The organism is Mycoplana sp. BE70 (genome assembly GCF_031455855.1).
Lineage (GTDB): Bacteria > Pseudomonadota > Alphaproteobacteria > Rhizobiales > Rhizobiaceae > Mycoplana.
Genome location: NZ_JAVDTM010000002.1, coordinates 199,554 through 219,767, shown reverse-complemented (window position 1 = coordinate 219,767; position 20,214 = coordinate 199,554). Strand labels below are relative to the sequence as shown.

Genomic DNA, 20,214 nt, shown 5'->3' with positions numbered 1-20,214 from the left:
AATGCACCCGGCTGGGGGTGCACGCAAGGCGCCCGCCGCCGGATTTTTTCCTTCAGAGCGAAGTGGTGATGCCGCCGTCGACATAGAGCGTGTGTCCGTTGACGAAAGAGGAGGCGTCGGAGGCGAGGAAGACCGCGGCCCCGACGAGTTCGCCGACTTCGCCCCAGCGGCCCGCCGGCGTCCGCTTCTCCAGCCAGGCGCTGAACTCCGAATTCTCGACCAGCGCCTCGTTCAGCGGCGTCCTGAAGTAGCCGGGCGCGATCGCGTTGATCTGCAGGCCGTATCGCGCCCAGTCGGCGCACATGCCGCGGGTGAGGTTGCGCACGGCGCCCTTGGTGGCCGTATAGGGCGCGATACCCGGTCGGGCCAGTTCGCTCTGCGCCGAGGCGATGTTGATGATCTTGCCGCGGCCGCGCGCGATCATGTGGCGAGCGACGGCACGGGAGACGTGGAAGACGCTGGAGACGTTGGTGCGTAGCAACTCGTCCCACTTCTCGACCGGGAAAGTCTCGAGCGGTGCGCGAAACTGCATGCCGGCATTGTTGACGAGGATGTCGATCGGGCCGGTCTCCGCCTCGATCACCGCGACCATCTGTGCCGCAGCGGCCCCGTCGGTGACATCGAACGGCGCGGCCTGCGCCGAATAGCCTTTGTCGCGCAAAACCTTGACTGCGCCGCCGAGTTTTTCTGCCGAACGGCCGTTGAGCAGAACGCTTGCACCGTGTGCGGCAAGTCCCTCTGCAATTGCAAATCCTATTCCCTGCCCAGAGCCCGTGACCAAGGCCGTTCGGCCGCTAAGATCGAACAATGGATACGACATGGCCATCGATCCTTTCGCTGCAGGCCGGCGACCTGTTCGCAACGGCCAAAGGGATCATGTCAGGATGCGCAATGTCAGCCAAACCGAAACGCGCGTGGCGTCATCAGCTGATCTTGAGCGGAGCTACTGCCCTGCGAGCCGCAGCAGGTTCTCGATCGCCGCGCGCTCGAATCCACCGATGCCCTCGCGGATGTCCGCGCCGATGGCGGCAGCAACGGCATCCCCGTCGCGCTTGCGCAGTGCCGCGATCGCCTCCTGATGGCGGTCGACGAAATAGAGCTGCTCCACGTACTCCATGGCGATGCCCAGGAACGGCCCGAGCTGCAGCCAGACGCTCTCCACCATTGGCATGATGATCTGGTCCGGATTGGCGGTGTAGAGCGTGCGATGGAATTCCTGGTTCAGCAGCAAGAGCGCGGTAGCGCTGTCCTTGCGCGCGATCGCCTCGTCCTGCGCCTTGTCGATCTCCACCAGCCGATCGATCTGCTTTTCGGTGATGTGGACGACGGCGCGCCGGGCGGCGTGTTGCTCGAGCACGGTGCGCAGGGCGATCAACTCACCGAAGCGGTCGGCGGTCATCTTCGGCACCATGATCCGCCGATTGTCGAGCACCTTCAGCGCCCCTTCCGAAGACAGGCGCCGCAACGCTTCGCGAACCGGCGTCGGGCTGCTCTCCATCGCTTCCGCGATTCCCCGAATGGTCAGGGCCTCACCCGGGCGGATGGAGCCGACCATGATCGCCTGGCGCAGCCGCCGGTGTGCGTATTCATGCGTGGTCATTCCGTCTGGCCGAACCAGCGGCTGCAGCTTCAAAGCGCCCAACGTCCCCTCCTGACCAGCAAAAGGACACGACCGGTTTCGGTCGCGCCCTTCTTGTTCCGGTCTTACCAGCTTGACCGACAACAAGAAAGTGTGCATATATTAGAAATGTGATCACAAAAATCAATATGTGATATGGAAAAATCATGAATGAATCTGAGGGGAACGACTGGCTCATCAACGCGGAGTCGGTAGAGAGCATCCAGGCGGTCGTGTGCGACCTGAACGGCATTCTGCGCGGCAAACGCGTACCGGTCAGCCAGGCAAAGAAGGTACTGGAGGGCGGCATCCGCATGCCGCTATCGATCGTCGGCGTCGACGTCTGGGGCGAGGACATCGTCGGCTCGTCGCAGGTGTTCACCAGCGGCGACCAGGACGGCATCTGCAGCGCGACGGGCCGCGGCGCCCTGCCGGTCAGCTGGACGCTGAAGCCGAGCGCCGTCGTGCCGTTGTGGCTGTTCAAGGAAAACGGCGAGCCGTTCCTCGCCGATCCGCGCCAGGCGCTCGCCCATATCGTGCGCCAGTACCATGAACTGGGCCTGCGGCCCGTCGTCGCCTCGGAGATGGAATTCTATCTGATCGATTCCGAGCCGGACCATGCCGAGCCGCCGATCTCGCCGTATACCGGCAAGCGCCTCGATTCCGACGCGATCCTGTCGATTGACGAACTCGACGACTTCGGCCAGTTCTTCTCCGACGTCTATGCGGAATGTGAGCGCCAGAACGTGCCGGCTGACTCGGCCGTCGCCGAGAACGGTATCGGCCAGTTCGAGATCAATCTGGTGCATTCGGACGATCCGTTGAAGGCGGCCGACGACGCGCTGTTCTTCAAGCGCATCATCAAGGGCATCGCCCGCAAGCACGGCTTTGCCGCCACCTTCATGGCCAAGCCCTACGGCATGCGCTCGGGCAGCGGTATGCATATGCATTTCAGCCTGATCGACGAGGGCGGCAAGAACGTCTTCGACGACGGTACCGAGCAGGGCTCCGACGTCCTGCGCCACGCGGTGGCCGGCCTGACGCGCGGCATGGCGGAGACGACGCTGCTGTTTGCCCCGCACTACAATTCCTACCGGCGACTTCGGCCGGACACCCATGCGCCGACGTCGATCACCTGGGGCTACGAGAACCGCACCGCGGCCATCCGAATCCCCGGCGGCAACCCTGCGGCGCGGCGTATCGAGCACCGTGTCGCCGGTGCCGACGCCAATCCCTATCTCGTCATGGCCGGCATCCTCGGCGCGGCGCTGATGGGAATCCGCAACAAGTGGGAGCCGCCGCCGCCGGTCGTGGGTAGCGCCTACCAGATGAGGGCGCCGCGCATTCCCAGCGAATGGGGCTCGGCGGTGAGCGCCTTCGAAAACGGCTCGATCGTCTCGGAGATCTTCGATCCCGACTTCCGCTCGATGCTGATCGCCTGCAAGCGGCAGGAGATCGCCGGCTTTGCCGAGCAAGTGACCGACTTCGAATTCAGCGCTTATCTGGAAATCGTCTGATGGCCAACAACACGCAATCCTATGCCGGCGACGGCCGCTACCCCGACAGCTACTACGCCGCCTCCCGCAACATCATCCGCACGCCGAAGGTCCTGGAGGGCGAGGTGCGGGCGGACGTGGCGGTGCTCGGCGCCGGCTATTCCGGCCTGTCGACCGCGATCCACCTCGCCGAAAAGGGCTACAAGGTCGTCGTCGTCGAAGGCGCCGGCGTCGGCTGGGGGGCTTCCGGCCGCAACGGCGGCCAGGTCGTCAACGGACTGAACGCCAGCCTCGACACGATCAAGCGCCGCTACGGCGATGCCGCCGGCGCCTTCGTCGGCAGCCTCGTGCAGGAGGGCGGCAAGATCATCCGCCGCATCGTCAGCCAGTACGGCATCGAGTGCGACCTGAAGGACGGCAACATCTACGCCGCCTACACCGCCGCCCACATGCGCGAACTGGAGCACAAGAAGGCGCTGTGGAAGAGCTACGGCATGGACGACCATCAGTTGCTCGACAAGGAGGCGATCCGCAAGCTCGTCAACACCGATGCCTATGTCGGCGGCATGCTGGACACCACCGGCGGGCACATGCACCCGCTCAACCTTGTGCTCGGCGAGGCGAAGGCGCTCGAATCGCTTGGCGGCGTCGTCTACGAGCAGTCACCGGTGACGAAGGTCGAGCACGAGGCGGAAAAGCCGGTCATCCACACGGCCAAGGGCCGCGTGATCGCCAATATCGCGGTCCTCTGCGGCAACGCCTATCTCGGCCATGTCGTGCCGAAGCTTGTCTCCCGCGTCATGCCGGTCTCGACCCAGATGGTCGCGACCGAGCCGCTCGGCGATCGCGCCGACGCACTGATCCCGTCCGACATGTGCGTCGAGGACGTGCGCTACATCCTCGACTATTTCCGGCTTTCGGCCGACAAGCGGATGATCTTCGGCGGCGGCACCGTCTATGGCGGCACCGACCCGGCCGACGTGCGGGCGAAGATCCGCCCCAACATGGAAAAAGTCTTCCCGTCGCTGAAGGGCGTGAAAATCGACTATGCCTGGAGCGGCAATTTCGCGCTCTCCTTCTCGCGCGTGCCGCAGATGGGCAAGATCGGTAGGAACACCTATTTCGCCCATGGCTACAGCGGCCACGGCGTCACCGGCTCGCACCTGTTCGGCAAGATCCTGAGCGAAGCCGTCCACGGCGACGCCAGCCGGTTCAGTCAGTTCGAGAAGCTGCCGTGGATTCCGTTCCCGGGCGGGCGCATGTTCCGCGCGCAGTACTCGACGATCGGCTCCTGGTGGTACCAGTTCAAGGACGCCTTCGGGCTCTGAGGTCCAAAACGGGGATTGATAACGAAAGAGGCCGGCGGAAATCTCCGCCGGCCTCTTTCATTGAGGGATCGATATCCGCCGCTCAGCCCATGCGTTCGGACTTGTAGGAGCCCGGGCTTGCCGGAAAAACGATGGTGCGGTTGCCGTTCATGAAGACGCGGTGATGGATGTGTGCGTGAACGGCACGCGCCAGCACCTGGCTCTCCACGTCGCGACCGATCGAGACATAGTCCTCGGCGCTCTGCGCATGGGTGATGCGCGCCACGTCCTGTTCGATGATCGGGCCCTCGTCCAGATCCTCGGTGACGTAGTGGGCGGTCGCGCCGATCAGCTTCACGCCACGCTCGAAGGCCTGCTTGTAGGGGTTGGCACCCTTGAAGGAGGGCAGGAACGAATGGTGGATGTTGATGATCCGGCCCGACATCTTCTTGCAGACCTCGTCAGAGAGCACCTGCATGTAGCGGGCGAGCACGATCAGGTCGGCCTCGGACTGCTCGACGACCTCCATCAGCCGGGCTTCGGCCTGCGGCTTGTTCTCCTTCGTCACCTTGATGTGATGGAAGGGGATGTCGTGGTTCACAACGACCTTCTGGTAGTCGAAATGGTTCGAGACGACGCCGACGATGTCGATCGGCAGCGCACCGATCTTCCAGCGGTAGAGCAGGTCGTTCAGGCAGTGGCCGAAGCGCGATACCATCAAGAGCACCTTCATGCGCTCCTGCGAATCGTGGACCTCCCAGGTCATGCCGAAGGCCTTGGCCACCGGCTGGAATCCTTCGCGGATCTCGCCTTCCGTGGCGCCCTCCTGGCTGATGAAGGTCAGGCGCATGAAGAACAGTCCGGTCTCGATATCGTCGAACTGCGAGCTGTCGACGATGTAGCAGCCCTTCTCGGCGAGGTAGGTGGTGATCGCGGCGACGATGCCGCGGGTCGATTGGCACGAAACAGTCAGTACATAGCTCTTCATCGGTTCCACTCTCGCTGTCGATGCGCCGCAATTTGCGCCGGCGGTTTCGGCGGAGGGCTCATATCTCAACCGTCCGCCGATTTTGCAAGGCCCGTCTGCAGGGTCTTATATGAGTGAAAGCTAAGCTGCGATGCGAAAGCAGACGCAACGGTTCGCGACATTCAATGGCAGGATAGAGCCAGGGGCTGGCGAGATGACCGTTCTTCTGCGACAAGGCCGCATGTCGATGCTCCGCACCCCGCATTGCCCAGTCCTCTGCCGTCATGCTCCGAGCGAAGGTTGAGCCATGTTCACTTTGCACACGACCGGCACTTTCGAGCAGGACATCAAGAAAAGCCGCTTCATCGCCGTCGCGGGCCCGATCGAGAGCGAGCAGGGCGCAAAGGACTTCCTCGCCGCCCACTCCGACCCCGGCGCAAACCACAATTGCTTCGCCTGGCGCCTCGGCCAGGTCTATCGCTTCAGCGACGACGGTGAGCCGAGCGGGACGGGCGGAAAGCCGATCCTACAGGCGATCGACGGTCAACAGCTGGACGGGGTTGCCGTCGTCGTCACCCGCTGGTTCGGCGGCATCCTGCTCGGCAGCGGCGGCCTGATCCGCGCCTATGGCGGAACGGCCGCGATGTGCCTCCGGGCGATGGCCAAGATGGAACTCGTCGCCCGGGTCGAGGCACGCGTGACCTGCGTGTTCTCCGATCACGCCCTGGTGAAGTCGCGACTTGCGGCGTCGGGCGATGTCCGGATCGAGGCTGAAGCCTTCACCGCCACCGGTGCCGAACTGGTCGTCGCCCTGCCGGAGGCGGAGGCCGCGACGATCATCCGGATGATCACCGACGTGACGGCGGGACGCGCGACCGTCGTCCTCAAAGATTGATCGATTTCCTGCGGAAACAAGCCGCCACTGCCGCGCCGCGACGCGGTCGGACTTGGAAGGATCACTCCCGGCGCTTCATTGCGGTGGGCCGAGGCTTGTCCACCGTCGTTTCGCGGCGAAAGGCCGCCGGCGTCTTGGCGGTCCACTTGCGAAAGGCGCGGTGGAACGCACTGGGCTCCGAAAACCCGAGCTGGGCTGCGATTTCACCGACCGCATGCGAACTGGTCTGCAGCATCTCGATCGCAAGGTCGCGGCGGATTTCATCCTTGATCCCGGCATAGCTCTGGCCCTCGGCCTGCAGGCGATGGCGCAGCGTCGAGGGCGACATGCGCAGTTGCGCTGCCAGTTCCTCGAATCCGGCCCATGATGCGGGCGACACCTGCCGCAGCCGCTTGCGGACGCTCGCGGCGAGGCCGGCATCGTAGCGGTAGCGCACGAGGATATTGGCCGGCGCCCCGCGCAGGAACTGCTTCAGCGCCTGCTCATTTCGGGCAACCGGCAACTTCAGTACTGCCGCATCGAAGGCCAGCCGGCTCGCCGGCTGGGAAAAACGGACGGGTGCCCCGAAAAACAGGCGATAGTCGGCACCCTGCCGTGGCTCGGCACAGCGGAAATCGACCATGCGGATGGGGATGCGCCGGCCGACCAGCCAGCAGGTGATTCCGTGCAGCAGGATCCAGTACATGCGGTAGGCGAAGGCCGAGCGCGGCTCGCACCGGTCGGAAAGCACGATCTGCGCCAGCCCGTCGGCGATCTCCAGGCGTCCGCTCGGATCTTCGAGCACGACGTCGAGGAACCGCAAGGCCCGATGCAGCGCCTGTTCCAACGTCCTTGCATGCAGGATGCAGTGGCACAGCAGCGTGAAACTGCCGCGTCGCATCGGCCGGCCGCCCATCCCGAAAAACTCGTCGTCGATCTCGGCGGCAATCGCAAGCCAGAGTGCGCCGTAGCTGTCAGCGGAGATCGGCGCGTCGATTACGGCGGGCAGGCCGAGGGTCGCGAGCACCTGTTCGGGTGCCTTGCCGTGCCGTCTCAGGCAATCGAGCGCCTCTTCCACGAAAGAGGGCGAGATCATTCGCCGTGCGGTTTCCATTGTCGTCATGCCCTGCAGAATATGGTAAAAGTGGCCGAACAATCGAGACGCTTCGGTCATCGCTTGCAATACCGCACCGGCATACAGTCGGGCAAGACGGACCGGGGCAGATCGCTCCAGCCGATCGAATGCGGCGCTGGGAGGACTGCATGACGCATCGAAACCGCCATGCCGGGCGCAAGTCCGCTGCGGGAGCACGCGAATGCTGATCCGTGGAAAGACGTTTCTCGTCACCGGTGGCGGTTCCGGCCTCGGTGCCGCGGTTGCCCGCATGCTGGCGGGCGAGGAGGCGAACGTCGTGATCGCGGACGTCAACGCGGAAGCGGGCGCCGGCATCGTCGGTGAACTCGGAGCGAGCGCTGCCTTCACGCGCACCGACGTCACCCAGGAAAAGGACGCCCAGGCCGCCGTCGACCTGGCGCTGGAGCGGTTCGGCCACCTGCACGGTTTGGTTAACTGCGCCGGCATCGCGCCGGGCGAGAAGGTGATCGGCCGCGACGGTCCCCACAAGCTGGAGAGCTTCGCCCGCACGATCGGGATCAACCTTGTCGGCACCTTCAACATGACCCGGCTTGCCGCAGCAGCCATCGCCACGGAGGAGCCCGGGGCCGAAGGCGAACGCGGCGTGATCGTCAATACCGCATCGGTCGCCGCTTTCGACGGCCAGATCGGCCAGGCCGCCTATGCGGCCTCGAAGGGCGGGGTGGCGGCGATGACGCTGCCGATCGCCCGCGAACTGGCGCGCTCCGGCATCCGTGTCGTCACCATCGCACCGGGCATCTTCGAGACGCCGATGATGGCGGGCATGCCGCAGGAGGTGCAGGATTCGCTTGGCAGAAGCGTGCCCTTCCCGCCACGCCTCGGCAAGCCGGCGGAATTCGCCGCGCTGGTCCGGCATATCTGCGAAAACATCATGCTGAATGGCGAAGTCATCCGCCTCGACGGCGCGCTGCGCATGGCGCCGCGCTGAGACAGGCCTCGTTCCGGGAGATCAGAAATGACGCAACAGGACCCGATCGTCATCGTTGGCTCGGCCCGTACCGCCATTGGCGGGTTCCAAGGCGACCTGAAGGATGCCGCCGCGCCGGATCTCGGCGCTGCCGCCATTCGTGCCGCACTCGATCGAAGCGGCGTCAGTCCGGAAGCGGTGGAAGAGGTGGTCTTCGGCTGTGTCCTGCCGGCCGGACAGGGCCAGGCGCCCGCCCGCCAGGCGGCGATCGCTGCCGGCCTGCCTTTCGCCACGGGAGCCACGACCGTCAACAAGATGTGCGGCTCCGGCATGAAGGCGGTGATGCTGGCGCATGACCTCATTGCCGCCGGCAGTGCTTCGATCGCCGTCGCCGGCGGCATGGAGAGCATGACCAACGCGCCCTATCTGCTCGACCGCGCCCGCGGCGGCTATCGCCTCGGCCACGGCCGGCTCATCGATCACATGTTTCTCGACGGGCTGGAAGACGCCTATGACAAGGGCCGCTTGATGGGCACCTTTGCCGAGGACTGCGCCGAGGCCTACCAGTTCACCCGCCCCGCCCAGGACGACTATGCGGTCACCTCGCTGACGCGCGCCCAGAAGGCGATCGAGAGCGGCGCCTTCGACGCCGAGATCGCACCCGTCACGGTGAGGGCGGGCCGCGCCGAACAGGTCGTCAGCCGTGACGAGCAGCCGGGCAAGGCGAGGCTGGAAAAGATCCCGACGCTGAAGCCGGCGTTTCGCGAGAACGGCACCGTGACCGCGGCGAACTCGTCCTCGATCTCGGACGGTGCGGCCGCGCTGGTGCTGATGCGGCGCTCGCAGGCCGAGCGCGAGGGTATCGATCCGCTGGCCACCATCGTCGGCCACGCCACCCATTCGCAGGCGCCCAACCTTTTTGCGACCGCGCCGATCGGCGCCCTGCGCACGCTGAGCGAGCGCACCGGCTGGAACCTCAAGGACGTCGACCTGTTCGAGATCAACGAGGCCTTTGCCGTCGTCGCCATGGCGGCGATGCGCGACCTCGACCTGCCGCACGACAAGGTCAACGTGCACGGCGGCGCCTGCGCGCTCGGCCATCCGATCGGTGCCTCCGGCGCCCGCGTCATCGTCACGCTGCTGTCGGCGCTCGAGCGCTACGGCATGAAGCGGGGCATGGCGAGCCTCTGCATCGGCGGCGGCGAGGCGACGGCGCTCGCGCTCGAACTGCACTGACCGGTTTTCGGGGGAGGAGACCGAGGCATGATCCTGAATGAGCAGCAGGTTCAGATCCGCGACATGGCGCGCGACTTCGCCCGCGAGCGCTTGGCGCCGGGCGCGGCCGAGCGCGACCTGAACAGCACCTTCCCGCGCCAGGAGCTGAAGGAGATGGGTGAACTCGGCTTCCTCGGCATGCTGGTGCCGGAGGACTATGGCGGCTCGGAGACCGGCACGATCGCCTATGCCGTGGCGCTCGAGGAGATCGCCGCCGGCGATGGGCCGTGCTCGACGATCATGAGCGTACACAGCTCGGTCGGCTGCGTGCCAATCCTGAAATACGGCACCGAGGAACAGAAGCAGCGCTTCCTGCCGAAGCTCGCATCCGGCGAGTGGATCGGCGGTTTTGCGCTGACCGAGCCGCAGGCCGGCTCCGACGCTTCGAACCTGAGGACCCGCGCCCGCCGCGACGGCGACCACTATGTCATCGACGGCGCCAAGCAGTTCATCACCTCGGGCAAGAACGGCAATGTCATCATCGTCTTCGCCGTCACCGATCCGGACGCCGGCAAGAAAGGGATTTCCGCCTTCATCGTCCCGACCGACACGGCCGGCTACGAGGTCGTGCGCGTCGAGCACAAGCTCGGGCTGCACTCCTCCGACACCTGCCAGATCGCCTTCAACGGCATGCGCATCCCCGCCGACCTCCGGCTTGGCGCCGAGGGCGAGGGCTACCGGATCGCGCTTTCGAATCTCGAGGGAGGGCGCATCGGCATCGCCGCCCAATCCGTCGGCATGGCGCGCGCAGCTTTCGAGGCGGCGCGCGACTATGCCCGCGAGCGAAGCGCCTTCGGCACGCCGATCATCGACCACCAGGCCGTCGCCTTCCGCCTCGCCGACATGGCGACGCAGATCGAGGTGGCCCGCCAGATGGTGCTGCACGCGGCGCAACTGAAGGAGGAAGGGCAGCCCTGCCTGACGGAGGCGTCGATGGCGAAGCTGTTCGCCTCCGAGATGGCGGAGAGGGTCTGCTCGGACGCGATCCAAATTCACGGTGGCTACGGCTACATGGCCGACTATCCGGTCGAGCGCATCTACCGCGACGTCCGCATCTGCCAGATTTACGAGGGCACGAGCGACGTCCAGCGCATCGTCATCGCGCGCAATTTGTAGGATAGTGGTGTCTGCGCCGTCTGCTGGGAGCAACGGGGCGGCTGCCGACAAGGGAGGTATGACAGGGCATGAATGAGGTCCCGCACCTGAGCTTGCATGTGCCAGAGCCGGCAGTCCGGCCCGGCGGCCAGCCGGATTTTTCCAACGTCAAGATTCCGAAGGCCGGATCGGTGCCGCGGCCGGACGTCGAGGTGGCGCCGGAGGAGATCCGCGATCTCGCTTATTCGATCATTCGCGTACTCAACCGCGACGGCGAGGCGGTCGGCCCCTGGGCGGGGCTGCTTTCGGACGACGACCTGCTTGTCGGCCTGCGCAACATGATGAAGCTGCGTGCCTTCGACACGCGCATGCTGATGGCGCAGCGGCAGGGCAAGACCTCCTTCTACATGCAGCACCTTGGCGAGGAGGCCGTCAGTTGCGCCTTCCGCAAGGCGCTGAACAAGGGCGACATGAATTTCCCGACCTATCGGCAGGCGGGGCTCCTGATCGCCGACGACTACCCGATGGTCGAGATGATGAACCAGATCTACTCGAACGAGGCCGATCCGCTGCGCGGCCGGCAGCTGCCGATCATGTATTCGTCCAAGGAGCACGGCTTCTTCACCATCTCCGGCAACCTCGCCACCCAATACGTGCAGGCCGTGGGCTGGGCGATGGCCTCGGCAATCAAGAAGGACACCAAGATCGCCGCCGCCTGGATCGGCGACGGTTCCACCGCCGAGTCCGACTTCCATTCGGCGCTGGTCTTCGCCTCGACCTACAAGGCGCCGGTCATCCTCAACATCGTCAACAACCAGTGGGCGATCTCGACCTTCCAGGGCATCGCCCGCGGCGGCTCCGGCACCTTTGCCGCAAGAGGCCTGGGCTTCGGCATTCCGGCGCTGCGCGTCGACGGCAACGACTATCTGGCCGTCTATGCCGTTGCCAAATGGGCAGCCGCGCGTGCCCGCCGCAATCTCGGCCCGACGCTGATCGAATACGTCACCTACCGCGTTGGGGCGCACTCGACCTCGGACGATCCGAGCGCCTACCGGCCGAAGACCGAATCCGAGGCCTGGCCGCTCGGCGACCCAGTCCTGCGGCTGAAGAAGCACCTGATCGTGCGCGGCGTCTGGTCGGAGGAGCGCCACGTTCAAGCCGAGGCGGAAATCCTCGACGAGGTGATCCAGGCGCAGAAGGTCGCCGAAAGCCACGGCACGCTGCATGCCGGCGGCAAGCCGTCGGTGCGCGACATCTTCGAGGGCGTCTACGCGGAAATGCCCGCCCACATCCGTCGTCAGCGGCAGAAGGCAGGATACTGACATGGCAAGAATGACGATGATCGAGGCCGTGCGCAGTGCGATGGACGTCTCGATGGGGCGCGACGACAACGTCGTCGTGTACGGCGAGGACGTCGGCTACTTCGGCGGCGTCTTCCGCGCCACGCAAGGCCTCCAGGCGAAGTATGGCAAGGCCCGCTGCTTCGACGCGCCGATCAACGAATCGGGCATCCTGGGCACGGCGATCGGCATGGCGGCCTACGGCCTGAAGCCCTGCGTGGAAATCCAGTTCGCCGACTACATGTATCCGGCCTACGACCAGATCACCCAGGAGGCGGCGCGCATCCGCTACCGCTCCAACGGCGATTTCACCTGCCCGATCGTCGTGCGCATGCCGACCGGCGGCGGCATCTTCGGCGGCCAGACCCACAGCCAGAGCCCGGAGGCGCTTTTCACTCACGTCTGCGGCCTGAAGGTGATCGTCCCCTCCAATCCCTACGACGCCAAGGGCCTGCTGATCGCCGCGATCGAGGATCCGGACCCGGTGATGTTTCTGGAACCGAAGCGGCTCTATAACGGCCCCTTCGACGGGCACCACGAAAAGCCGGTCACGCCGTGGTCGAAGCACGAGCTCGGCGAGGTGCCGGACGGGCATTACACGATCCCGATCGGCAAGGCGGAAATCCGCCGCGCCGGCGATGCCGTCACGGTGATCGCCTATGGCACCATGGTGCACGTTGCGCTCGCCGCCGCCGAGGAGACGGGGATCGACGCCGAGGTGATCGACCTGCGCAGCCTGCTGCCGCTCGACCTCGACACGATCGTCCAGTCGGTGAAGAAGACCGGCCGCTGTGTCGTTGTGCACGAGGCGACGCTGACTTCCGGCTTCGGCGGCGAGGTGGTCTCACTGGTGCAGGAGCACTGTTTCTACAATCTCGAAGCGCCCGTGGTGCGCGTCACCGGCTGGGACACGCCCTACCCGCACGCCCAGGAATGGGACTATTTTCCCGGCCCCGCACGCGTCGGCCGGGCCCTGCAAGAAGTGATGGAGGCCTGAGGCATGGGCGAATTCGTCATCAAGATGCCGGATGTGGGCGAAGGCGTTGCCGAGGCCGAACTGGTGGAGTGGCACGTCAAGCCCGGCGATCCGGTGCGCGAGGACATGGTGCTTGCCGCGGTCATGACCGACAAAGCGACGGTGGAGATTCCCTCGCCGGTCGACGGCACGGTTCTCTGGCTCGGCGCCGAGGTCGGCGACACCGTTGCCGTCAAGGCGCCGCTGCTACGGATCGCCATCGAGGGTGAAGGCCATGCGCCCGCCGACACGGCAATGGATACGGCCGCAAAGGCCGAGACACCCGCGGCTCCGCCGGAAACAGCCGAAATCATCCCGCTGGAGCGAGCGACGGCAGCGTCACCCCGCGTGGAGCCGGCCGCCCCGCCTCCGGCGGCACCGCGCCGCGAGTCGCCGGCGGCAGCCCACCCCGCCCGCCACGAACCGGGCGAAAGGCCGCTGGCTTCGCCGGCGGTGCGGCTGCGCGCGCAGGAGGCCGGGGTCGACCTGCGCCAGGTAGCGGCCACGGGGCCGGCCGGCCGTATCACCCATGACGATCTTGACCAGTTCCTCGCGCGCGGCGCGCAGCCGGCCACCGCCGTCCCCGGCCTGGCCCGGAAGACGGCCACCGAGGAGATCAAGGTCACCGGGATGCGCCGCCGCATCGCCGAGAAGATGCGGCTCGCCGCCTCGCGCATCCCCCACATCACCTATGTCGAGGAAGTGGACGTCACCGATCTGGAGGACCTGCGCGCGACGATGAATGCGGGCCGCAAGCCTGACCAGCCGAAGCTGACGCTCCTGCCCTTCCTGATGCGCGCGTTGGTGAAGACGCTCGGCGAGCAGCCGGGCGTCAACGCCACCTTCGACGACGACGCCGGCATCATCACCCGCCACGGCGCCGTCCACATCGGCATCGCCACCCAGACGCCGTCCGGACTGACCGTTCCGGTCGTCCGCCACGCCGAGGCGCGGTCGATCTGGGACAGCGCCGCCGAGTTGACGCGGCTCGCCGATGCCGCCCGCAACGGCACCGCCGCGCGCGAGGAGTTGTCCGGTTCGACCATCACCATCACGTCACTCGGCGCCATCGGCGGCATCGTCACGACGCCGATCATCAACCATCCGGAAGTGGCGATCGTCGGCGTCAACAAGATCATGACGCGGCCGGTTTGGGATGGCACGCAGTTCGTCCCGCGCAAGATCATGAACCTGTCGTCGAGCTTCGACCACCGGATCGTCGACGGCTGGGACGCCGCCGTGTTCGTCCAGCGGATCAAGGCCCTGCTCGAAACCCCCGCGCTGATCTTCATCGAAGGCTGACCGCATGAAAGAGATCGTCTGCAAGCTCCTCGTCATCGGCGCCGGCCCCGGCGGCTATGTCTGCGCGATCCGCGCCGGCCAGCTCGGCGTCGACACCGTGATCGTCGAATCCACCAAGGCCGGCGGCACCTGCCTCAACATCGGCTGCATCCCCTCCAAGGCGCTGATCCATGCGGCGGAAGAGTTCGATAAGGTCCGCCACATGGCAGGCGCCACGAACGGACTCGGCATTAGCGTCGAGGCGCCGAGGCTCGATCTCGCCCAGACGGTTCGCTGGAAGGACGGCATCGTCGGCCGGCTCAACGCCGGCGTGCTCGGGCTGCTGCGCAAGGCCAAGGTCAAGATCGTGCACGGGCGGGCGCATTTCCGCGACGGCAAGACGGTCGAGGTCGAGACCGAGACCGGAACCCAGCTGATCCGCGCCGAAACGGTGGTGATCGCCACCGGCTCCGAACCGGTCGAACTGCCGGCGCTACCTTTCGGCGGACCTGTGATCTCGTCGACGGAGGCGCTATCGCTGCCTACCGTTCCGAAGATGCTGGTCGTGGTCGGCGGCGGCTATATCGGCCTGGAGCTCGGCACCGCCTTTGCCAAGATGGGCTCGGAGGTCACGGTCGTCGAGGCGACACAACAGATCCTGCCGCAGTATGACGCCGAACTCGTCAAACCGGTGACGAAGCGGTTGACCGAACTCGGCGTGCGCATACTGACTGGCGCCAAAGCGAAGGGACTTTCCAACGAGGTGCTGGTCGTCGAGATGGCTTCCGGCGAAGAGAAGCGCCTTGCCGCCGACAAGGTACTCGTCACCGTCGGCCGCAAGCCCCGCACCGAAGGCTGGGGGCTGGAGGAGCTCGACCTCGATCGTTCCGGCCGCTTCATCCGCATCGACGAGCGCTGCCGCACCTCGATGCGCGGCGTCTATGCGATCGGTGACGTGACCGGCGAGCCGATGCTCGCCCATCGTGCCATGGCTCAGGGCGAGATGGTCGCGGAGATCGTCGCCGGCCGCAAGCGCGTCTGGGACAAGCGCGCCATTCCTGCCGTCTGCTTTACCGATCCCGAGATCGTCACCGCCGGTCTGTCGCCCGACGAGGCGCGGGCGCAGGGCTACGAGGTCCGCGTCGGTCTTTTCCCCTTCAGCGCGAACGGACGGGCGATGACCACCCAACAGGAAGACGGCTTCGTACGCGCGGTGGCGCGGGCGGATACCAACCTGGTGGTCGGCTTGCAGGCCGTCGGCGCCGGTGTGTCGGAACTTTCCAGCGCGTTTTCGCTGGCGCTCGAGATGGGAGCACGGCTGGAGGACATCGCCGGCACCATCCATGCCCACCCGACCCGCAGTGAAGGTTTGCAGGAAGCCGCATTGAAGGCGCTCGGCCATGCCCTCCACATCTGAACCCGCGACGCCGATGGCCACCGCAGCCGAGCAGCACACGCTCATCGAACGGATCGGATCGATCGGCCGGATCCGGCTCAACAGGCCGAAGGCGCTGAATAGCCTGACGCTGGCGATGGTGCGCGATATCGAGGCTGCGCTCGACGCCTTTGAGGCCGACCCGCAGGTGGCAGCAGTGCTGGTCACCGGCGAAGGCGATCGCGGCCTCTGCGCCGGCGGCGACATCCGCATGATCTACGACAGCGGCAAGGCCGGCTCGGACGAGCCGACGATTTTCTGGCGCGAGGAATATCGCATGAATGCCCGGATCGCCCGGCATTCGAAGCCCTATGTCGCAATCATGGACGGGATCGTCATGGGGGGCGGGGTCGGGGTGTCGGTTTATGGCAGTCACCGCATCGTCACCGAGCGTACAAAGCTTGCCATGCCCGAGACCGGCATCGGCTTCTTTCCGGATGTCGGCGCATCCTGGTTCCTCACTCGGCAGGAAGGCGAACTCGGCACCTATGCCGCGCTGACCGGCGCGCAACTGGCGGCGGGCGACGTGATCACCTTCGGTCTGGCGGACGTCTATGTCCCCTCGGACCGTATTCCGGCATTGGTCGAGGCACTGCCACAGCTGCCGGCGACCGCGACCCCTGCCGACGTCTCGACCACCATCGGCGCGTTAGCGGAAACGCCGCCGCCGGCGAATGTGGCGGCGAACCAGGAAGCCATTGACCGCCTCTTCGCCTTCGACACGATCGAGGCGATCTTCCGGGCACTCGAGCGTGAAGGCACACCGTTTGCGGAGAAGACGCTCGCAGACTTGAAGACCAAGTCTCCGCTGAGCCTGAAGGTCACGCTGCGCCTCCTGCGCCTCGGTCGGGGTGCGTCGTCGCTGGAAGCATGCCTGGAGCGGGAGTTCGCCGCAACGGCCGGCGTGTTGCACGGCCATGACTTTTTCGAGGGCGTTCGCGCGGCCGTCATCGACAAGGACCGCAATCCGCAATGGCGCCCGGCGCGGATTGCAGACGTGACCGATGCCGACGTCGCCGCCTTCTTCCAGCCGGCCGCCAAGCCCCTATTTGCTGCCACGACCAGGAAAGGAGAACGCACATGACTGCAATCGCTTTCATCGGCCTCGGGCACATGGGCGGCCCGATGGCAGCGAACCTGGTCAAGGCCGGTTACCAAATTCAGGGCTTCGACCTCGCCGCCCCGTCGCTGGAGCTTGCCCGGCAAAACGGGGTCACGACCGTTTCTTCGCTCGCCGAGGCGGTGGCCGGTGCCGATACCGTCATCACCATGCTGCCGGCCGGCAAGCACGTGCTTTCGGTCTGGCAGGAGCTGGTCGCGGCGGTTCCGGCGGGCACGCTCCTGATCGACTGCTCGACGATCGATATCGACAGTGCTCGCAAGGCGCACGCGTTGGCGCAAGCCCATGGCTGCCCGGCGCTCGACGCGCCCGTCTCGGGTGGAACGGGCGGTGCAGCGGCCGGCACGCTCACCTTCATGGTCGGCGGCGATGCCGGGGTTTTCGCCGGCGCCAAGCCGGTCTTCGAGGCGATGGGCAAGAAGATCATTCATTGCGGCGAGGCGGCCGCCGGCCAGGCGGCGAAGGTCTGCAACAACATGATCCTTGGCATCAGCATGATCGCCGTCGGCGAGGCTTTTGTCCTTGGCGAACGGCTCGGCCTGTCGCATCAGGCGTTGTTCGACGTCGCCTCCGTCTCCTCGGGCCAGTGCTGGTCGCTGACGACCTATTGCCCGGTCCCCGGGCCGGTGCCGGGCTCGCCTGCCAATCGTGAATACGAACCTGGCTTCGCGGCAGACCTGATGCTGAAGGACCTGAAACTGTCACAGGCGGCCTCGGAGGAGACCGGTGCCATGACGCCGCTCGGGGCAAAGGCGACGCGGCTTTACCAGCTGTTTGCCGACGAGGGGTTCGGAACGAAGGATTTCTCTGGCATCATCAACATGTTACGAGATAAATCGGGGACGAGCGCCGAGTAGCGCATCACGGAAACAGCATGGGAGAAGCTCCGGTGGAACAACCGATCATCGTTGAGCGGCAGGGCCGCGTCGTCATCGTCACGCTGAATCGGCCGGCGGCCCGCAACGCCCTGAACGCCGAGGTCATGCTCGCCATGGGCAACGAACTGGGGCCGCTGGACCGCGATCCCGGCGTTGGCTGCTTTGTCATTCGTGGCTCGGAGAAGGCCTTTGCCGCCGGTGCCGACATCAAGGAAATGGCCGAAAAGTCGTTTTCGGAAATGTACAACGACGACTTCTTCGCCGCCTGGGACCGGTTCGCCGCTTTCCGCACGCCGAAGATCGCCGCCGTTTCCGGCTATGCGCTCGGCGGCGGCTGTGAACTGGCGATGATGTGCGACATGATCTTCGCCGCCGACACCGCGATGTTTGGCCAGCCGGAGATCAAGCTCGGCGTCATTCCCGGCATGGGCGGCTCGCAGCGCCTGACGAAGCTGGTCGGCAAGGCGAAGGCGATGGACCTGATCCTGACCGGCCGGATGATGGATGCCACCGAAGCTGAGCGCTGCGGCCTCGTCGCCCGCGTCATTCCCGCCGACAGGCTGATGGAAGAAGCGCTGAAGGCTGCGGAAACCATAGCCGGCTACGGAAAAGCAGCAACCACAGCCGCTCGCGAAGCGGTGGACCGGGCGCTTGAAGGCGGCTTGCGCGAGGGCATCCTGTTCGAGCGGCGGCTGTTCCACGCGCTCTTTGCCACCGCCGACCAGAAGGAAGGCATGGCGGCCTTCGTCGAGAAGCGCACCCCGCAGTTCACGGGAGAGTAGAGAACTGGTCGCGTTCTGCACCTGCAAGAACCTGCAGATGGATTTGTCCGATTCGTCTGCTATGAAACCACACAGTTTCATTTCTTGATTCCAGCAGGCCGCACTTGTCTCAAAATCCGATCAGAACCCGACTAGAAGAAATTCTTTCCCGCCTCGAAGCGCGCAAGGACACGGAGCGTGCCTTTGTGGGGCTCTATCCGCAGACGGCGCGCGCCGAAGCCGACGCGGCCGATGCCCGCCTGCGCGAAGGCAAAACGATCGGCCCGCTCGACGGCCGCATCGTCTCGATCAAGGACCTTTTCGACGTGGCCGGCGAGCCGACGCTTGCCGGATCCATCATCCGCCGATCCAGCCCGCCCGCAGCGGCCGACGCGCCGATCGTTCGCCGGCTGCGCGAAGCCGGCGCCGTCATCATCGGCAAGACGCACATGACCGAGTTCGCCTTCACTGCGGTCGGGCTCAATCCGCACTATCCGGTGCCGGGCAACGCCACCGACGAAAGCCTCGTCCCCGGTGGGTCTTCGTCGGGAGCTGCGGTTTCGGCCGCCGAGGGCACCTGCGACATCGCGATCGGCTCGGACACTGGTGGCTCGATCCGCATTCCGGCGGCGTTGAACGGCCTGGTCGGCTTCAAGCCGACGGCGTCCAGGATCCCGCGCGAGGGTGCTTTCCCACTTGCGCCCAGCCTCGATTCGGTCGGACCGCTCGCAGCTTCCGTCGCCGATTGCGCCCTCGCCGATGCAATCATGGCCGGCGAGACGCCGGAACCGCTTATCGCAAAGCCGCTTGCCGGGCTGAAATTCGGTGTTCCGCGTGGGCGCTTGTTCGAGGACACGGCCCCGGCGATCGCGGCCGCCTTCGATGCCAATCTTGCACGCCTCGCAGAAGCCGGCGTCGAACTGGTTGACTGTTCCATCGACGACCTTCTCGCAGCCCTTGCGGAGGCGACCCGGATCGGATCGATCGCCGGCATCGAGGCGAGCCGCATTCACGCCGACTGGCTGGACGACGAGCAGGCCCCGGTCGATGTGCGGGTCACGACAACACTGCGTCGGCGCCGGCTCGTTTCCGACGCCGATCTCGCCGCCTTGCTGGAGACACGCAAAGACCTTGCGCGCGCGATGGACGCGCGGCTTTCGCCGTTCGACGCACTGGTGCTGCCGACGTCGCCGATCTTCGCGGCCACCATCGCCTCGGTTTCGTCCGACGAAGAAACCTACCGCCAGATCGAGGACCTGCTTTTGCGAAACAACCAGGTCGCCAATCAGTTCGACCTGACGGCGATCACCTTGCCGATGCCAGGGCTGGCGCACGCCGCCGGCCTCATGCTGTTCGGCCGCAACGGCACCGACAAGATGCTTTTGCAGATTGCCGCTTCCGTGGAAGCGCTAATCCGCAAGTAGGAATCTCCGGGCCGGCGCTGCCATCGCAGGGCCGGCCCGGCCGTTCAGTGTCGGGTCTCGAGCGGAATGTCCTCCGCGAGGAAGCCGAACGCGTCCCGCAGCGCGCTGACCAAAAGATCGGTCAGCGCTTCGCCGCCACCGCCTTCGAGAAGCAGGGCAACCGTTTCGTTGCTCACATCGCCGTCATGGCTTCCGTCCATCGACATCATGTCGTCCTTTCGTCGCCGCAATTCATATGCTTGACGGCGACAGGTAGGATGCATGG

General features: G+C 65.8%; 19 protein-coding genes. 14 read left to right on the top strand and 5 right to left on the bottom strand.

Going from position 1 to position 20,214, the window contains the following annotated elements:
- Positions 1-52: 52 nt before the first annotated feature.
- Together J2Y48_RS04410 and J2Y48_RS04405 are read right to left on the bottom strand one after the other, a co-directional pair.
- Positions 53-820, bottom strand: a complete 768-nt coding sequence (locus J2Y48_RS04410; protein WP_310413310.1) for an SDR family oxidoreductase — start codon at positions 818-820, stop codon at positions 53-55.
- A 123-nt stretch (positions 821-943) separates the two neighbouring features.
- Positions 944-1,642: a GntR family transcriptional regulator gene (locus J2Y48_RS04405; RefSeq protein WP_405030156.1), complete on the bottom strand. Its 699-nt coding sequence runs from the start codon at positions 1,640-1,642 to the stop codon at positions 944-946.
- Positions 1,643-1,785: 143 nt separating this feature from the next.
- Between J2Y48_RS04405 and J2Y48_RS04400 the strand changes: the two genes are divergently transcribed.
- Both J2Y48_RS04400 and J2Y48_RS04395 read left to right on the top strand, forming a co-directional pair.
- Positions 1,786-3,135, top strand: coding sequence for a glutamine synthetase family protein (locus tag J2Y48_RS04400; protein ID WP_310413303.1), 1,350 nt, complete (start codon positions 1,786-1,788; stop codon positions 3,133-3,135).
- Positions 3,135-4,442, top strand: coding sequence for an NAD(P)/FAD-dependent oxidoreductase (locus J2Y48_RS04395; RefSeq protein ID WP_405030155.1), 1,308 nt, complete (start codon positions 3,135-3,137; stop codon positions 4,440-4,442). The genes J2Y48_RS04400 and J2Y48_RS04395 overlap by 1 nt, the downstream gene beginning before the upstream one ends.
- Before the next feature lie 82 nt (positions 4,443-4,524).
- Here the strand turns inward: J2Y48_RS04395 and purU are convergent, their stop codons facing one another.
- On the bottom strand, positions 4,525-5,409 hold the full coding sequence (gene purU, locus J2Y48_RS04390) for a formyltetrahydrofolate deformylase (RefSeq protein ID WP_310413300.1): 885 nt from the start codon (positions 5,407-5,409) through the stop codon (positions 4,525-4,527).
- A 286-nt stretch (positions 5,410-5,695) separates the two neighbouring features.
- Between purU and J2Y48_RS04385 the strand changes: the two genes are divergently transcribed.
- Complete coding sequence (locus J2Y48_RS04385; RefSeq protein WP_310413296.1) at positions 5,696-6,283, top strand: YigZ family protein; 588 nt, start codon at positions 5,696-5,698, stop codon at positions 6,281-6,283.
- 61 nt (positions 6,284-6,344) lie between these two features.
- Here the strand turns inward: J2Y48_RS04385 and J2Y48_RS04380 are convergent, their stop codons facing one another.
- A complete protein-coding gene (locus J2Y48_RS04380; RefSeq protein WP_405030154.1) occupies positions 6,345-7,436 on the bottom strand; it encodes an AraC family transcriptional regulator in 1,092 nt (363 codons plus the stop codon).
- 142 nt (positions 7,437-7,578) lie between these two features.
- Here J2Y48_RS04380 and J2Y48_RS04375 point away from each other — a divergent pair, with 142 nt between their 5' ends.
- The 11 genes from J2Y48_RS04375 (at position 7,579) to J2Y48_RS04325 (ending at position 19,949) form a co-directional block, all read left to right on the top strand.
- The gene (locus J2Y48_RS04375; RefSeq protein WP_310413292.1) at positions 7,579-8,346 is read left to right on the top strand and encodes a 3-hydroxyacyl-CoA dehydrogenase; all 768 of its coding nucleotides are present in this window, start codon (positions 7,579-7,581) and stop codon (positions 8,344-8,346) included.
- Between the two features lie 27 nt (positions 8,347-8,373).
- Positions 8,374-9,561 (top strand): acetyl-CoA C-acyltransferase, encoded by a 1,188-nt coding sequence (locus J2Y48_RS04370; RefSeq protein ID WP_310413289.1) that lies wholly within the window; start codon positions 8,374-8,376, stop codon positions 9,559-9,561.
- A gap of 27 nt (positions 9,562-9,588) precedes the next feature.
- Complete coding sequence (locus J2Y48_RS04365) at positions 9,589-10,716, top strand: acyl-CoA dehydrogenase family protein (RefSeq protein WP_310413286.1); 1,128 nt, start codon at positions 9,589-9,591, stop codon at positions 10,714-10,716.
- Between the two features lie 68 nt (positions 10,717-10,784).
- Positions 10,785-12,017, top strand: coding sequence for a 3-methyl-2-oxobutanoate dehydrogenase (2-methylpropanoyl-transferring) subunit alpha (locus J2Y48_RS04360; RefSeq protein ID WP_310413283.1), 1,233 nt, complete (start codon positions 10,785-10,787; stop codon positions 12,015-12,017).
- Position 12,018: 1 nt separating this feature from the next.
- Positions 12,019-13,032, top strand: coding sequence for an alpha-ketoacid dehydrogenase subunit beta (locus J2Y48_RS04355; protein WP_310413280.1), 1,014 nt, complete (start codon positions 12,019-12,021; stop codon positions 13,030-13,032).
- 3 nt (positions 13,033-13,035) lie between these two features.
- On the top strand, positions 13,036-14,352 hold the full coding sequence (locus J2Y48_RS04350; protein ID WP_310413277.1) for a dihydrolipoamide acetyltransferase family protein: 1,317 nt from the start codon (positions 13,036-13,038) through the stop codon (positions 14,350-14,352).
- A 4-nt stretch (positions 14,353-14,356) separates the two neighbouring features.
- Positions 14,357-15,748 carry a dihydrolipoyl dehydrogenase gene (gene lpdA / locus J2Y48_RS04345; RefSeq protein WP_310413274.1) on the top strand — a complete coding sequence of 464 codons (1,392 nt, stop codon included), beginning with the start codon at positions 14,357-14,359 and terminating at the stop codon, positions 15,746-15,748.
- The gene (locus J2Y48_RS04340) at positions 15,732-16,850 is read left to right on the top strand and encodes an enoyl-CoA hydratase/isomerase family protein (RefSeq protein ID WP_310413271.1); all 1,119 of its coding nucleotides are present in this window, start codon (positions 15,732-15,734) and stop codon (positions 16,848-16,850) included. Before lpdA ends, J2Y48_RS04340 begins: the two co-directional genes overlap by 17 nt.
- A complete protein-coding gene (gene mmsB, locus J2Y48_RS04335) occupies positions 16,847-17,743 on the top strand; it encodes a 3-hydroxyisobutyrate dehydrogenase (RefSeq protein ID WP_310413269.1) in 897 nt (298 codons plus the stop codon). The genes J2Y48_RS04340 and mmsB overlap by 4 nt, the downstream gene beginning before the upstream one ends.
- 17 nt (positions 17,744-17,760) lie before the next feature.
- Positions 17,761-18,546 carry an enoyl-CoA hydratase gene (locus J2Y48_RS04330; RefSeq protein ID WP_310413265.1) on the top strand — a complete coding sequence of 262 codons (786 nt, stop codon included), beginning with the start codon at positions 17,761-17,763 and terminating at the stop codon, positions 18,544-18,546.
- Positions 18,547-18,650: 104 nt separating this feature from the next.
- Complete coding sequence (locus J2Y48_RS04325; protein WP_310413262.1) at positions 18,651-19,949, top strand: amidase; 1,299 nt, start codon at positions 18,651-18,653, stop codon at positions 19,947-19,949.
- Between the two features lie 44 nt (positions 19,950-19,993).
- Here J2Y48_RS04325 and J2Y48_RS04320 read toward each other — a convergent pair whose 3' ends face one another.
- Positions 19,994-20,155 carry a hypothetical protein gene (locus tag J2Y48_RS04320; protein ID WP_310413259.1) on the bottom strand — a complete coding sequence of 54 codons (162 nt, stop codon included), beginning with the start codon at positions 20,153-20,155 and terminating at the stop codon, positions 19,994-19,996.
- Positions 20,156-20,214 lie beyond the last annotated feature (59 nt).

Coding starts and splice junctions, on each gene's coding strand:
- J2Y48_RS04375 (WP_310413292.1), top strand. CDS start 7,579: ATGCTGATCCGTGGAAAGACGTTTCTCGTCACCGGTGGCGGTTCCGGC.
- purU (WP_310413300.1), bottom strand. CDS start 5,409: ATGAAGAGCTATGTACTGACTGTTTCGTGCCAATCGACCCGCGGCATC.
- J2Y48_RS04400 (WP_310413303.1), top strand. CDS start 1,786: ATGAATGAATCTGAGGGGAACGACTGGCTCATCAACGCGGAGTCGGTA.
- J2Y48_RS04355 (WP_310413280.1), top strand. CDS start 12,019: ATGGCAAGAATGACGATGATCGAGGCCGTGCGCAGTGCGATGGACGTC.
- mmsB (WP_310413269.1), top strand. CDS start 16,847: ATGACTGCAATCGCTTTCATCGGCCTCGGGCACATGGGCGGCCCGATG.
- J2Y48_RS04395 (WP_405030155.1), top strand. CDS start 3,135: ATGGCCAACAACACGCAATCCTATGCCGGCGACGGCCGCTACCCCGAC.
- J2Y48_RS04330 (WP_310413265.1), top strand. CDS start 17,761: ATGGGAGAAGCTCCGGTGGAACAACCGATCATCGTTGAGCGGCAGGGC.
- J2Y48_RS04360 (WP_310413283.1), top strand. CDS start 10,785: ATGAATGAGGTCCCGCACCTGAGCTTGCATGTGCCAGAGCCGGCAGTC.
- J2Y48_RS04365 (WP_310413286.1), top strand. CDS start 9,589: ATGATCCTGAATGAGCAGCAGGTTCAGATCCGCGACATGGCGCGCGAC.
- J2Y48_RS04370 (WP_310413289.1), top strand. CDS start 8,374: ATGACGCAACAGGACCCGATCGTCATCGTTGGCTCGGCCCGTACCGCC.
- J2Y48_RS04380 (WP_405030154.1), bottom strand. CDS start 7,436: ATGACCGAAGCGTCTCGATTGTTCGGCCACTTTTACCATATTCTGCAG.
- J2Y48_RS04410 (WP_310413310.1), bottom strand. CDS start 820: ATGTCGTATCCATTGTTCGATCTTAGCGGCCGAACGGCCTTGGTCACG.
- J2Y48_RS04340 (WP_310413271.1), top strand. CDS start 15,732: ATGCCCTCCACATCTGAACCCGCGACGCCGATGGCCACCGCAGCCGAG.
- J2Y48_RS04350 (WP_310413277.1), top strand. CDS start 13,036: ATGGGCGAATTCGTCATCAAGATGCCGGATGTGGGCGAAGGCGTTGCC.
- lpdA (WP_310413274.1), top strand. CDS start 14,357: ATGAAAGAGATCGTCTGCAAGCTCCTCGTCATCGGCGCCGGCCCCGGC.
- J2Y48_RS04385 (WP_310413296.1), top strand. CDS start 5,696: ATGTTCACTTTGCACACGACCGGCACTTTCGAGCAGGACATCAAGAAA.
- J2Y48_RS04320 (WP_310413259.1), bottom strand. CDS start 20,155: ATGTCGATGGACGGAAGCCATGACGGCGATGTGAGCAACGAAACGGTT.